This window comes from Xanthomonas sp. WHRI 6106, assembly GCF_040202405.1.
Taxonomy (GTDB): Bacteria; Pseudomonadota; Gammaproteobacteria; order Xanthomonadales; family Xanthomonadaceae; genus Xanthomonas; species Xanthomonas cannabis.
Window position 1 is genome coordinate 297,469 of record NZ_JBEGFC010000005.1, and the last position, 13,641, is coordinate 311,109.

At 67.2% G+C, this 13,641-nt stretch carries 9 protein-coding genes; 8 read left to right on the plus strand and 1 reads right to left on the minus strand.

Going from position 1 to position 13,641, the window contains the following annotated elements; translation table 11 throughout:
• Positions 1 to 33: 33 nt before the first annotated feature.
• Complete coding sequence (gene creB / locus ABQZ09_RS10365; RefSeq protein WP_349776825.1) at positions 34 to 738, minus strand: two-component system response regulator CreB; 705 nt, start codon at positions 736 to 738, stop codon at positions 34 to 36.
• Positions 739 to 946: 208 nt separating this feature from the next.
• On the opposite strand from creB, the gene ABQZ09_RS10370 reads away from it, so the two are divergent.
• From ABQZ09_RS10370 to ABQZ09_RS10405, 8 genes are all read left to right on the plus strand, one after another.
• Positions 947 to 1,855, plus strand: a complete 909-nt coding sequence (locus ABQZ09_RS10370; protein ID WP_349776844.1) for a 23S rRNA (adenine(2030)-N(6))-methyltransferase RlmJ — start codon at positions 947 to 949, stop codon at positions 1,853 to 1,855.
• Between the two features lie 380 nt (positions 1,856 to 2,235).
• Positions 2,236 to 2,778 carry a GNAT family N-acetyltransferase gene (locus tag ABQZ09_RS10375; protein WP_039414972.1) on the plus strand — a complete coding sequence of 181 codons (543 nt, stop codon included), beginning with the start codon at positions 2,236 to 2,238 and terminating at the stop codon, positions 2,776 to 2,778.
• A 467-nt stretch (positions 2,779 to 3,245) separates the two neighbouring features.
• Positions 3,246 to 6,713: a transcription-repair coupling factor gene (mfd, locus tag ABQZ09_RS10380; protein ID WP_228314115.1), complete on the plus strand. Its 3,468-nt coding sequence runs from the start codon at positions 3,246 to 3,248 to the stop codon at positions 6,711 to 6,713.
• 518 nt (positions 6,714 to 7,231) lie between these two features.
• The gene (locus ABQZ09_RS10385) at positions 7,232 to 7,561 is read left to right on the plus strand and encodes an STAS domain-containing protein (RefSeq protein WP_039414978.1); all 330 of its coding nucleotides are present in this window, start codon (positions 7,232 to 7,234) and stop codon (positions 7,559 to 7,561) included.
• Positions 7,562 to 7,577: 16 nt separating this feature from the next.
• Positions 7,578 to 9,587 (plus strand): chemotaxis protein CheA, encoded by a 2,010-nt coding sequence (locus tag ABQZ09_RS10390; RefSeq protein ID WP_184372656.1) that lies wholly within the window; start codon positions 7,578 to 7,580, stop codon positions 9,585 to 9,587.
• A gap of 64 nt (positions 9,588 to 9,651) precedes the next feature.
• Complete coding sequence (locus ABQZ09_RS10395; protein WP_349776826.1) at positions 9,652 to 11,805, plus strand: methyl-accepting chemotaxis protein; 2,154 nt, start codon at positions 9,652 to 9,654, stop codon at positions 11,803 to 11,805.
• A 10-nt stretch (positions 11,806 to 11,815) separates the two neighbouring features.
• Complete coding sequence (locus ABQZ09_RS10400; RefSeq protein WP_349776827.1) at positions 11,816 to 12,328, plus strand: chemotaxis protein CheW; 513 nt, start codon at positions 11,816 to 11,818, stop codon at positions 12,326 to 12,328.
• 25 nt (positions 12,329 to 12,353) lie between these two features.
• Positions 12,354 to 13,637 (plus strand): EAL domain-containing response regulator, encoded by a 1,284-nt coding sequence (locus tag ABQZ09_RS10405; RefSeq protein ID WP_184555361.1) that lies wholly within the window; start codon positions 12,354 to 12,356, stop codon positions 13,635 to 13,637.
• Positions 13,638 to 13,641 lie beyond the last annotated feature (4 nt).

Below are 13,641 nucleotides of genomic sequence, written 5' to 3' on the forward strand. Positions count from 1 at the left end.
CCGGTCAACGCCTGCGCGGGCCCACCCATCGCCTCACAGCTCCAGCGCATAGCCCAGACCACGGTGCGTGCGGATCGGGTCGGCCGGCACGCCGGCCAGGCGCAGCTTGCCGCGCAAGGTCTTGATGTGGGTGTCGACGGTGCGGTCGGCGCTATCGGCGCTGGCGTCCCAGCCACGGTCCATCAACTGCGCACGGCTCAGGATCGCACCGGGGCGCTGCAGCAACGCCGCCAGCAAGGCGTATTCGTAACGGGTCAGCGGCAACAAGGCATCGCCGTAGCGGATGCGGCTGCCTTCGCGGTCGATCGCAAATGCGCCGTGCGGCTGCCAGCCCGGCTCTGCCACTGCAGCCACCGTGCGGCGACGCAGGCGCGCCCGCACGCGCGCCACCAGCTCGCGCGGGGAGAACGGCTTGGCCATGTAGTCGTCGGCCCCCAGCTCCAGGCCGAGCACGCGGTCGATCTCGTCGTTGCGCGCGGTCAGGAAGATCACCGGCACCTCGCTGAAGCTGCGCAGGCTGCGGCACACCTCGAAGCCGTTGATATCCGGCAGCCCCACGTCCAGCACCACCACATCGGCCGGCTCGGCGCGCAGCCGCGCCAGCGCCTCGCGGCCCAGCAGGCAATGCTCGGGCGCATAGCCTTCGCTGCGCAGCGCGTACAGCACGGTATCGGCAATGGCGGCCTCGTCTTCGACGACGAGCACGCGGGCAGGAGAGTCGGACATGCCGCGCAGCATAGCCGCATGCCGGCGCGGCCTGTAGCGCCATCGCGGCACCGCAGGCCCTCGGCACAGGCGATGGTTGCAGGCACGGCGCGCAATGCGGCGCCCCTCGACAGCACCAAGCGCCGACGCGGCGGGTATGCACCCGGCGCACAGGGCGCCCATGCGCAGCATCCAGACCCGCAGGCCAGCGCAAACCAGCGTGCCCGCTTACACTGCCGCGATGAACTATCGCCACGCCTTCCATGCCGGCAACCATGCCGACGTGCTCAAGCACATCGCCCTGCTTGCCCTGATCGACACCCTCAAGCGCAAGGACACCCCGTTCTTCGTGCTCGACACCCACGCCGGGCGCGGGCGCTATCAACTCGGTGGCGAAGAAAGCCGCAAGACCAACGAAGCCGACGCCGGGGTCATGCGGCTGATGGCCGAGGCCACCTTGCCCGAGGTGGTCGAACGCTACCTGCGCGCGGTGCAGGCCGACAACCAGGCCGTCGCCCGCCCGGCCACGCCCGGCCAGAAGCCCGCCCGCCCCACCGCAGGCATCCAGCTCAATTACTACCCAGGCTCGCCGCTGCTGGCCGCGCAGGCGCTGCGCGCGCAGGACCGCATGGCGTTCTGCGAACTGCAACCGGACGAAGCCGAGGCGCTCAAGGGCCTGTTCGCCAAGGACAACCGCGTGCGCGTGCATGCCGGCGACGGCTATGCAGCCATCCGTGCGTTTCTGCCGCCACGCGCCGGCGAGACCAAGATCGGCCGCGGGCTGGTGCTGATCGATCCGCCGTACGAATCGCAAGACGCCGAATACCAGCAGATCATCCACAGCGTGCGCGAGGCGCTGGCACGCTGGCCGCAGGCGATCTGCATGGTGTGGTACCCGATCAAGCTGCGCCGCAGCCTGCAGCCGTTCATGCGCAAGGCCGCCACGCTGCCGGCCAAGTCGGTGCTGGTGGTAGAGCTGCAGGTGCGCCCGGACGACTCGCCGCTGCGCCTGACCGGCAGCGGGCTGTTGATCGTCAACGCACCCTGGCAATTCGACAAGGTGCTGGCGCCGGCGCTGCCGGTGCTGAAGAAGCACCTGGGCGAGCTGGGTGCCTCCACCCGGCTGGAATGGCTGCGCCAGGACGCGTGATGCGGTGCCTTCCACCTGCCGCCTGTCGGGAGCTGCAGCCGAATAAGGCGCTGCAGCGCGACGGTCGCACTGCGGTGGCGCATCCGCGCGTGCTCCCGGGCGCTGCAGATGTGTGCCACTGGCAGGGCACGCCCTCCGCGCCGCGTGGGGGCTGCGCGTGTGGCGTCACGAGCGCAATCGCCTGCGCACGCACTGGCTCGGCACATCCGGCAGCCGCCGCAGCCGGGCGCCAAGCTCACGACCGGCTCACGGCTCGGCTCGTTACAGTCCAGTGGGAAGCACTGCCACCCCTCTGTTGGCCCCCGACGACGCACCGGATTCATTCACGGTAGCGCGCCGGGCTGGTGCCAGAATCTTCCGATCTTCAAGGAACACCGGTCATGGCCATTCGCAATCGCATGCCTCCCTGGCATGAAAACTTCAGCCTGCCCAATGGCCGCACCCTTCTGCTCCGCCCGATCCGTCCCGAGGACGGTCCGCCGCTGCAAGGGGCTTTCAGCCTGTTGGGCCCGGAGGAAATCCGCGCGCGTTTCGTGCGCTCCTCCGCCGAAATCACCCCGGAGATGGTGCAACGCCTGACCCATCCCAACCCCAAGAGCGAGATCGTGCTGGTCGCCGCCGAACAGCTGCCGCCCGGCGAGGCGCTGGTGGGGGCGGTCGCCCGCGCCGCGTTGGTGCCGGGCACCCGCCAGGCCGAATACACCATCCTGGTCAGCAGTTTCGTCGCCGGCCAGGGCCTGGGTCGGCAATTGATGCGCAAGCTGGTGAAGTGGGCGCGCCGCAAGTACCTGGATTGCCTGTTCGGCGATGTGCTGCAAAGCAACGTGCCGATGCTGCAGCTGGCCGAATCGCTGGGCTTCAGGCCGCAGGCGCATCCCGATTCGCCGGAGCTGGTGCGGATGGTCCTGGAGCTGGATGCTTGAGGGGCTGGGATTCGGGATTTGGGATTTGGGATTCGCAAGAGCGGCTTGCGTCGGTTTGCTGCAGGGCCTTTGACGCTGCAACCTTGCGGCAGGGCCAGTCGCGATGGCCGGCGGGCATGGTCTCAATAAAACAATCGGCAGCCTGGCTGGCGCGGTGAGGGCACCGCGCCCTCGACCAGACGTAGAGACAGCGAAGTGATCGCGAGACGCACAGTGGAGGCGTCTCGACCTGATTGCTCGCTACGGACAGATCAGGCGCAGAGCAGATGGTCTGCGACTTTTCTGCAAGGGCCAGTCGCGATAGCCAGCGGGCATGGCTTTCGATAGACGACTGGCAAGCCGTCTGGTGCGTTGCAACTGGATAATGAGGCGGGACGCTACAGCGTGCCTTTGCGCAGGCGGCCTGAGGCCGCCTTTCACGCCAGATGGACCGGCCGCGGCGGGGGCTCTGGTAAAATTGCCGGCTGATGCCGCAGCCTACCTACCCCTCCCCGCCGCTGCCCAAGTCCGGCCAGCTCCGCGCCTACTGGCGCGCACCCTCGTCTGCGACGGCGCTGGCCTGGTCGATCGCGCGTGCCGCCGAAGCACATGCCGGCCCGTTGCTGGTGATCGCCCGCGACAACCAGAGCGCGCACCAGATCGAAGCCGATCTGCTCGCCCTGCTGGGCGAAGACTCCGCGCTGCCGGTGGTGCCTTTTCCCGATTGGGAAACCCTGCCGTACGACCAGTTCAGCCCGCACCCGGAAATCATCAGCCAGCGCCTGGCAGCCTTGCATCGCCTGCCCGGCCTGACCAAGGGCGTGGTGATCGTCCCGGTGCAGACCCTGATGCAGCAGCTGGCGCCGCTGAGCTACATCGTTGGCGGCAGCTTCGACCTCACCGTGGGCCAGCGCCTGGACCTGGATGCGGAAAAACGCCGCCTGGAAAGCGCCGGCTACCGCAACGTGCCGCAGGTGATGGACCCGGGCGATTTTGCGGTGCGCGGCGGTTTGCTCGACGTGTTCCCGATGGGCGCAGACACACCGTTGCGCGTTGAATTGCTGGATGAGGATATCGATTCCATCCGCGCCTTCGACCCGGAATCGCAGCGCTCGCTGGACAAGGTGGACGCGGTCAAGATGCTTCCCGGCCGCGAAGTGCCGATGGATGATGCCAGCATCGAGCGCGTGCTGGCCTGCCTGCGCGAACGCTTCGATGTGGATACCCGGCGCAGTGCGTTGTACCAGGACCTCAAGTCCGGCATCGCGCCCTCGGGCATCGAGTACTACCTGCCGATGTTCTTCGCCAAGACCGCCACCTTGTTCGAGTACCTGGACAAGCGCGCCCTGCCGCTGATCGCCAGCGGTGTCTCCAATGCGGCCGATGCGTTCTGGACCCAGGCACAAAGCCGCTACGAACAGCGTCGCCACGATGTGGAACGCCCGCTGCTGCCGCCGGACGAGTTGTACCAATCACCGGATGCGCTGCGCGAGCGGCTCAACAAGCTGGGGCGCATCGAAGTGTGGGCCAGCGACCATCCGCGCATCGATGAGGCCGCCGCGCTCGGCGACCAACCGCTGCCGCCCTTGCCGGTGGCCGCGAAGGACGCGCCCGCGGGCCAGGCGTTGGCGACGTTCCTGCGCCATTACCCCGGCCGGGTGCTGGTGGCCGCCGACTCGGCCGGCCGCCGCGAAGCCTTGATGGAAGTGCTGGCCGCCGCGCAGTTGAAGCCCGAGGTGGTGGCCGATGTGCCTGCATTCCTGGCTGCGACCACGCTGCGCTTCGGCATCACCGTGGCCGCACTGGACGACGGATTTGCGCTGGATGCCCCGCAGATTGCGGTGCTCACCGAGCGCCAGCTGTTTCCCGAGCGGGCCAACCAGCCGCGTCGCTCGCGGCGGGTGGGACGCGAGCCGGAAGCGATCATCCGCGATCTGGGCGAGCTGTCCGAAGGCGCGCCGATCGTGCACGAGGATCACGGCGTGGGCCGTTACCGCGGCCTGATCGTGCTCGATGCCGGCGGCATGCCCGGCGAGTTCCTGGAGATCGAATACGCCAAGGGCGACCGGCTGTATGTGCCGGTGGCGCAGCTGCACCTGATCAGCCGCTATTCCGGCGCCTCGGCCGAGACCGCGCCGCTGCATTCGCTGGGTGGCGAGCAATGGACCAAGGCCAAGCGCAAGGCGGCCGAGAAGGTGCGCGACGTGGCCGCCGAATTGCTGGAAATCCAGGCGCGCCGCCGCGCGCGTGCGGGTCTGGCCTTGCAGGTGGACCGCGCGATGTACGAGCCGTTCGCGGCCGGCTTTCCGTTCGAGGAAACCGGCGACCAGTTGGCCGCCATCGATGCCACGCTACGCGACCTGGCCAGCAGCCAGCCGATGGACCGCGTGGTCTGCGGCGATGTCGGCTTCGGCAAGACCGAGGTCGCGGTGCGTGCCGCGTTTGCGGCCGCCAGCGCAGGCAAACAGGTGGCCGTGCTGGTGCCCACCACGCTGCTGGCCGAACAGCATTACCGCAATTTCCGCGACCGTTTCGCCGATTACCCGATGAAGGTGGAAGTGCTCTCGCGCTTCAAGAGCACCAAGGAAATCAAGGCCGAACTGGAGAAGGTGGCCAGCGGCGAGATCGACGTCATCATCGGCACGCATCGGCTATTGCAGCCGGACGTGAAGTTCAAGGATCTCGGCCTGGTCGTGGTCGACGAGGAACAGCGCTTCGGCGTGCGGCAAAAAGAAGCGCTCAAGGCGATGCGCGCCAACGTGCATCTGCTCACACTGACCGCAACACCCATCCCGCGCACGCTCAACATGGCCATGGCCGGGCTGCGCGATCTGTCCATCATCGCCACCCCGCCGCCGAACCGGCTGGCGGTGCAGACCTTCATCACGGCCTGGGACAACGCGCTGCTGCGCGAAGCTTTCCAGCGCGAACTCAGCCGTGGTGGGCAGCTGTACTTCCTGCACAACGATGTGGAAAGCATCGTGCGCATGCAGCGCGACCTGTCCGAACTGGTGCCCGAAGCGCGCATCGGCATCGCACACGGGCAGATGCCCGAGCGCGAGCTGGAACGGGTGATGCTGGATTTCCAGAAGCAACGCTTCAACGTGCTGCTGTCGACCACGATCATCGAGTCGGGGATCGACATCCCCAATGCCAATACCATCATCATCAACCGCGCCGATCGGTTTGGCCTGGCCCAGTTGCATCAGCTGCGTGGCCGCGTCGGCCGCTCGCACCACCGTGCCTATGCGTACCTGGTGGTGCCCGATCGGCGCTCGATGACCTCCGATGCAGAAAAGCGCCTGGAGGCGATTGCATCCATGGACGAACTTGGCGCCGGCTTCACCCTGGCCACGCACGATCTGGAAATCCGCGGTGCCGGCGAGTTGCTGGGCGAAGACCAGAGCGGGCAGATGGCCGAGGTCGGCTTCAGCCTGTACACCGAGCTGCTGGAACGCGCCGTGCGCAGCATCCGCCAGGGCAAGTTGCCCGATCTGGATGCCGGCGAGGAAGTGCGTGGCGCGGAGGTCGAGCTGCATGTGGCGGCGTTGATTCCGGAGGATTATCTGCCGGACGTGCACACGCGGCTGACCCTGTACAAGCGCATTTCCAGTGCACGCGATCCCGACGCGCTGCGCGAGCTGCAGGTGGAAATGATCGACCGCTTCGGCCTGTTGCCGGACCCGGTCAAGCACCTGTTCGCCATTGCCGAGCTCAAGCTGCAGGCCAATGCCTTGGGCGTGCGCAAGCTGGATCTGGGCGAGAACGGCGGACGCCTGGTGTTCGAGGCCAAGCCGTCGATCGACCCGATGACCATCATCCAGATGATCCAGAAGCAGCCCAAGATCTACACCATGGACGGCCCGGACAAGCTGCGCATCAAACTGCCGATGCCCGAAGGCGCCGACCGCTTCAATGCGGCACGCGGCCTGCTGGCGGCACTGGCACCGGGCTGAAGCGCGGCACAGCCTGGCGATCATGCGGCCCTGGACAGGGCCGCCACCGCGATAGTCCCTGCGAGCAGGTGAGCGATCACCTGCTCGTTGCGTTTATGCGCCACGCCCTGCCCGTTCGATCCGGCCGGAGTGGACAGCGCCAACGGCCGCAGCCCGTAGCCCGTAGCCCGTAGCCCGTAGCCCGTAGCCGCGAACAGCAAATCGCACATGCCCCGTCCATGTCAGGCAGCACCGGCACCGTCAGCGAGCATTCGATCCAGCGTCTCGCCTGTCCCAGGACAGCCCGGGACAGTGCCTTCCTGAGCCTGCTTGCGACGAAACTGAGCTGTTAATGCCCGTGCAGTGACGTATTTCGCAAAACCGTCATTGCGCTGAATTTGGCCTAAATATTCCTGTCAGGCGCCGATACCAGCATGGACCGGCATGACCCCGCGTGCAAAACAGCGCCACGCCACCCCATGCCATTGCGATCCATCCCGCGTCAGCGCACTCCCCGTGCGGCATCGCCCGAGGCACTCATGAACAGCCCGCTTTCCGATCTCCCCGCGCCGTTGACGCTTGCCCTGGAAGGCGAGATGACCATCCGTCGCGCCGCCGAACTCAAGCCGCTGCTACAGCCGGCACTGGCGCATCCGGGTGGATTGCATCTGGACCTGGGCGCGGTCAGCGAGATCGACACCACCGGCCTGCAGCTGCTGCTGGCCACCAAGCAGGCCATCCAGGCCGACGGGCGGCCGTTTTCGCTGACCGATTCCAGCCGCGCGGTGGTGGATGTGATCGAACTGCTCGGCCTGCTCGAAGCGCTGTACCCGCACGCGGTTGCAGGCCTCGGCGAACGCATTCACTAACGGACTGGTGACGCACATGGACATGAACCAGCTGATGCAGACCTTCCTGGCCGAAAGCCGGGACCTGCTCGAAGACATGGAACGCCACCTGCTCGAAGCCGAGCGTGGCGAATCGTCGCCGGATGCGGTCAATGCGATCTTCCGCGCCGCGCACACCATCAAGGGTTCCGGCGGCCTGTTCGACCTGCCGCAGCTGGTGGGCTTCACCCATGTGGTGGAAAGCGTGCTGGACCTGGTGCGCGACGAGACGCTGACCTTGAGCTCGGAGCTGATCGGCCTGCTGCTGGTGTGCTGTGACCACATCCACGCGCTGGTGGAAACTGCGGCCGACCCCGGCCATGCCGATCCCGCCGCCCTCGCCGCCGAAGCCGAACCCCTGCTGGCGCAATTGCAGACTTATCTGCATGCCAGCGCCTGTGGCGTCACCACCGCTGCCATCCAGCACAGCACGCCGGAAAAGCAAAGCGGGTACTGGCGCATCACGCTCACCCTGTTTGCCGACGCGCTGCGCTTCGGCAACTCGCCGCTCAAGCTGATCCGCAATCTGCGCAGCCTGGGTTCGGTGGAAGCGATCAGCACCGATCACAGCAAGCTGCCAAGCTTTGAAGAGCTCGATCCGGAAGCCAACTACCTGGGCTTCCAGATCCTGCTGCGCAGCGATGCCGACCGCGCCGCAATCGAAGAGGTGTTCGAATTCGTTCGCGACGATTGCGATCTGGACATCGTCGCGGTGCCGGCGCCCGCCGATGCGGCAGCCCTGCTCGCGGCCGAGCCGCTGGCCGTTGCCGCGCCGAGCAACGCGCTGGCCGCCGTGCCGTCCGCTGCCGCAGCGCCTGCGCGGGCTGCGCCCGATGCCGGTGCGCGCAACGCCGACGCACGCTCCATCCGCGTGGATGCCGACAAGCTCGATCGCATGATCGACCTGGTGGGCGAACTCATCATCGCCGTGGCCAGCACCAATGCCAATGCGCAACGCAGCGGCGATGCGCAATTGCTGGAATCGGCCTCGATCCTGGCCGGCCTGGTGGAAGACGTGCGCGAAAGCGCGCTGCAGCTGCGCATGGTCAAGATCGGCGGCACCTTCAGCCGCTTCCAGCGCGTGGTGCATGACGTGGCGCGCGAACTGGGCAAGGACATCGCGCTGGTAGTGGCCGGCGAAGACACCGAACTGGACAAGTCGGTGGTGGAAAAGATCGGCGACCCGCTCACCCATCTGGTGCGCAACGCGATGGACCACGGCATCGAGCCGGCGGACGTGCGCGTGGCGCGCGGCAAGCCCGCACGCGGCACCGTCGGGCTCAATGCGTACCACGACTCCGGCAGCATCGTCATCCAGATCACCGACGACGGCGGCGGCTTGAACCGCGACCGCATCCTGGCCAAGGCGCTCGAACGCGGGCTGGTCGAACCCGGCCGCCAGCTCAGTGACCGCGAGGTATTCGCGATGATCTTCGAGCCGGGCTTTTCCACTGCCGAAAAGGTCACCAACCTGTCCGGCCGCGGTGTCGGCATGGACGTGGTCAAGCGCAACATCACCGCATTGCGTGGCACGGTCGATATCGACAGCGCGGCCGGCGTGGGCACCACCATTTCGGTGCGCCTGCCGCTGACCCTGGCCATCATCAACGGCTTCCAGGTGGGCGTGGGCAAATCCGTGTTCGTGGTGCCGCTGGATGTGGTGGAGGAATGCGTGGAATTCACGCCCGACTACGCCAGCGACTACATCGACCTGCGCGGCAGCGTGCTGCCGTATGTGCGCCTGCGTGAACTGTTCGCGCTTGGCGGCAAGACCCCCGCACGCGAAAGCATCGTGGTGATCCGCCAGGGCGCACAGCGCTTCGGCCTGGTCGTGGACACCTTGCTGGGCGAATGGCAGACGGTGATCAAGCCGCTGTCCAAGGTCTTCGCCCAGGTCAAGGGCATCAGTGGTTCCAGCATCCTGGGCAGCGGCGATGTCGCGCTGATCCTGGATGTGCCCAGCCTGCTTCAGCAGTTGCACCCCAACCAGGATGCGTTGGCGGCCTGAGCGTTCGCAGTCCCGCTCCGACCATCCGCATCGTTCGTCGTTACCTGACCCCAGGACACTCGCCATGTCACACCGTCTTCCGATCGCCACCCAACTCTGGTTCACCGCCGCGCTTGCGGTGGCCTTGCCCGTCCTCGTGATCGTCGCCGGCTTCGCGCTGACGCTCTCGCATGCGGCCCTGCTCGGCGCCAGCATCGTGGCCGCACTGATCAGCGGCGCCTTGCTGGTGTGGGCAATCCGCCTGGCCAGCGACTCGCTGGAGCTGGCCACCACCACGCTGGACGCGTTCTCGCGCGGCAACTTCGATGTCGCCCTGCCGCAGACACGCGACGAGCAGGCCGGCGACGTGCTGCGCGGCCTGCGCAAGGTGCAGAGCGGCATCCGTCACGTCAACGAAGAGATCAACCGCGTCTGGCGCGAACACGATGCCGGGCAGATCGAGGCGCGCATCGACGTGGCGCGCTTCGACGGCGATTTCCGCACCCTGGGCGATGGCATCAACCGCATGGTGGCCAGCCATATCGCCGTGAACAAGCAGGCCATGGCGTGCGTGGCGGAGTTCGGCCGCGGCAACTTCGCCGCCGAGCTGGAGCGCCTGCCGGGCCAGAAGGCCTTCATCAACGACGTCGTGGACCAGATCCGCGGCAACCTCATCGGCATGGTCGCCGAAGTCAACCACATGTCCGCCGAGCACGATGCCGGCGACATCGACGTGGTCATCGACACGCAGCGCTTCACCGGCGATTTCCGCCGCATGGCCGAGGGCATCAACACCATGGTCGCCGGCCACATCGCGGTCAAGAAACAGGCCATCGCCTGCGTCGGCGAGTTCGGCCGCGGCAACTTCACCGCGCAGCTGCCGTTGCTGCCGGGCAAGAAGCGCTTCATCAACGACACCATCGAACAGGTGCGCGGCAACCTCACCGGGTTGATCGGCGAGATCAACCACATGTCGGCCGAACACGAGGCCGGCGATATCGACGTGGTCATCGACAGCGGACGTTTCGACGGCGACTTCCGCAGCATGGCGCTGGGCATCAACCAGATGGTGGGCGCGCATATCGCGGTGAAGAAGCTGGCGATGGGTGTGGTGGCCGAATTCGGCCGCGGCAATTTCGATGCCCCGCTGGCGCAGCTGCCCGGCAAGAAGGCCTTCATCAACGACACCGTGGAACGTGCGCGCGGCAACCTGCGCAGCATCTCCGAAGTGATCCAGGTGATGGGCGCGATGGCCGAAGGCGACCTCACCCACACCGTGGAAGGCCGCTACGAAGGCGCGTTCGCCGACATGCAGCGTTACGTCAACACCACCATGACCCGCCTGACCGAGATCGTGGACGAGGTCAATCGCAACGCCGAGAACCTGGCCAGTGCGTCGGAAGAAGTCAGCGCCACCGCGCAGGCGCTTGCGCAGGCCGCCAGCGAACAGGCCGCCGGCGTGGAAGAAACCAGCGCCTCGCTGGAGCAGATGACCGCCTCCATCGCGCAGAACACCGAAAACGCGCGCGTCACCGACAGCATGGCCGCCAAGGCCGCCAGCGAAGCGGCCGACGGTGGCGACACCGTGCGCGCCACCGTGGTGGCGATGAAGGACATCGCCAGGAAGATCGGCATCATCGACGACATCGCGTACCAGACCAACCTGCTGGCGCTCAACGCCGCCATCGAAGCGGCGCGTGCCGGCGAACATGGCAAGGGCTTTGCCGTGGTGGCCGCCGAAGTACGCAAGCTGGCCGAGCGCAGCCAGATCGCTGCGCAGGAGATCGGTGAAGTGGCCGGCTCCAGCGTGGAACTGGCCGAGAGCGCCGGCCGCGTACTGGGCGAGATGGTGCCCTCGATCCGCCGCACCTCCGACCTGGTGCAGGAGATCGCCGCCGCTTCCGAAGAACAGACCGCCGGCGTCAGCCAGATCAACACCGCGGTCGGCCAGTTGAACCAGACCACCCAGTCGGCTGCGGCCAATGCCGAAGAACTGGCCGCCACATCCGAAGAAATGAGCGCGCAGGCCGAACAGCTGCAGCAGCTGATGGGCTTCTTCCGGCTGGGCAACGGCGGACGTGGCGCCGTGCCGGCCAGCAAGAGCGGGCCGCGACGTGTGGTGCAGCCCGGCCACGCGCCGGTGGTCAGCGTAGCGACACGCCGCACCAACGTACGCCAGATCGGCGTGGCGGCGGCCACTGCCGATGCCATCGACGAATCGCAGTTCGCCAGCTTCTGAGGTGCCGACGATGCACACGCACACTGCCAACAGCACCGCACCGTCGCCGGCGGCCCCGCAGCAATATCTCACCTTTACGCTGGGTGGGGAGATGTTCGGCCTGGGGATTCTCGGCATCAAGGAGATCATCGAATACCGCGCGCCCACCGATGTGCCGATGATGCCGCCGGCATTACGTGGCGTGATCAACCTGCGCGGCGCGGTGGTGCCGGTGGTGGACCTGCAGCAGCGCTTCGGACGCAGCGCCAGCGCAATCACCAAGCGCAGTTGCATCGTGATCGTGGAGATCGCGCACGCCGACACGCAGCAGGTGCTCGGGCTGCTGGTGGATGCGGTGAGCGAAGTGCTGGAGATCGCCACGGGCGATATCGTCGACACACCGAGTTTCGGCGCCGGCATCGCGCGCGACTTCATCCAGGCCATGGGCAAGATCGGCGAGCGCTTCGTGATCCTGCTCGATGCCGATGCCGTGCTGGGCAACGATGCGCTCGCCCAGCTTCCTGCCGCCGCGCTGGCGGCCTGACTTTCGCATGCACGCAAGGATTCCCATGCGCCCCGCCCTTCTCTCCTGCAACTGCACGCTGGCCGGCCCGGTACTGGTGGTCGACGACAGCGTGGTCCAGCGCGAACACGCCATGGCGTTATGCCGCCAGCTTGGCGCCACGCAGGTCGATGGCGCCGGCGACGGTCACGCGGCGCTGGATTGGCTGAGCCACGCCACGGCGCCGTCGCTGCTGCTGATCGATCTGGAAATGCCCGGCATGGACGGCGTGCAACTGCTCGACGCGCTGGCCCGCGGCCAGTACGGCGTGCCGGTCGTGGTGGTGTCGCAACGCGGCGGCGCGCTGATCGATGCGGTGATGCAGCTCAGCCGCAGTGCCGGCGTGCGCGTGCTGGGCGGGATCGAAAAACCGATGAACCTGCAGGACCTGGCCACCGTGCTGGATTGCGAGCCGGACAGCGGTACCACGACGCCCGTCGCATCGGCGGCGGCGATCTCGCCGTTGATGTCCAGCGGCGGCGCGGCCGCCTCGCGGCTGGACCGCGCGATGCGGCGCGGCGAAATCCGCGTGGCCTACCAACCCAAGCTCGACCTGAAGGATGGCCGCCTGCGCGGTGTGGAAGCGCTGGCACGCTGGCGCCGGCCGCAGGGCGACATGATCGGCCCGGACCGCTTCATCCCGCTGGCCGAACGCGAAGGGCTGATCCATGCGCTGACCCAGCAGGTCATCGACAAGGCCATCGCGCAGCTGGTGGACTGGCGCGCCGAAGGTTTCGAGCTGAGCCTGGCCTTGAACCTGTCGCCGCGCCTGCTGAGCGAAGAGGATTTTCTCGAACAGCTGTGCGGCAAGCTGAGTGACAACGGCCTGAGCCCGGCCGACCTGGTGCTGGAACTGACCGAGAGCGCCATCGTGGAGCCGGCCAACGCGCTGAGCATGCTGGCGCGGTTGCGCCTGCACGGGTTCGGCCTGTCGATCGACGACTACGGTACCGGCTTCTCCTCGCTGCAGCGCCTGGCCAGCATCCCGTTCACCGAACTCAAGCTGGACCGCAGCTTCGTGCAGGCCGCGCATCGCAGCCGCAGCCAGCGCACCGTGCTCGAATCCACCCTGGAGCTGGCGCATCGTCTGGAGCTGACCGCCGTGGCCGAAGGGGTGGAAACCCCGGACGACTGGCGGCTGCTGCGCGAGCTGGGGTGCGATCTGGCGCAGGGCTATCTGATGGGGTCGCCGATGCCCGGCCCGATGTTGTCGGACTGGTGGCGCGAGCACGCCGTGCGCATTGCGCGCCTGAGCGACAGCAGCGTGCCCAGCGATGCGGACGTGGCCTGAGCCG

What these genes read in the sequence shown, in the direction of transcription:
- creB (WP_349776825.1), bottom strand. Translation starts at nt 738, where the DNA reads ATGCTGCGCGGCATGTCCGACTCTCCTGCCCGCGTGCTCGTCGTCGAA.
- ABQZ09_RS10370 (WP_349776844.1), top strand. Translation starts at nt 947, where the DNA reads ATGAACTATCGCCACGCCTTCCATGCCGGCAACCATGCCGACGTGCTC.
- ABQZ09_RS10375 (WP_039414972.1), top strand. Translation starts at nt 2,236, where the DNA reads ATGGCCATTCGCAATCGCATGCCTCCCTGGCATGAAAACTTCAGCCTG.
- mfd (WP_228314115.1), top strand. Translation starts at nt 3,246, where the DNA reads ATGCCGCAGCCTACCTACCCCTCCCCGCCGCTGCCCAAGTCCGGCCAG.
- ABQZ09_RS10385 (WP_039414978.1), top strand. Translation starts at nt 7,232, where the DNA reads ATGAACAGCCCGCTTTCCGATCTCCCCGCGCCGTTGACGCTTGCCCTG.
- ABQZ09_RS10390 (WP_184372656.1), top strand. Translation starts at nt 7,578, where the DNA reads ATGGACATGAACCAGCTGATGCAGACCTTCCTGGCCGAAAGCCGGGAC.
- ABQZ09_RS10395 (WP_349776826.1), top strand. Translation starts at nt 9,652, where the DNA reads ATGTCACACCGTCTTCCGATCGCCACCCAACTCTGGTTCACCGCCGCG.
- ABQZ09_RS10400 (WP_349776827.1), top strand. Translation starts at nt 11,816, where the DNA reads ATGCACACGCACACTGCCAACAGCACCGCACCGTCGCCGGCGGCCCCG.
- ABQZ09_RS10405 (WP_184555361.1), top strand. Translation starts at nt 12,354, where the DNA reads ATGCGCCCCGCCCTTCTCTCCTGCAACTGCACGCTGGCCGGCCCGGTA.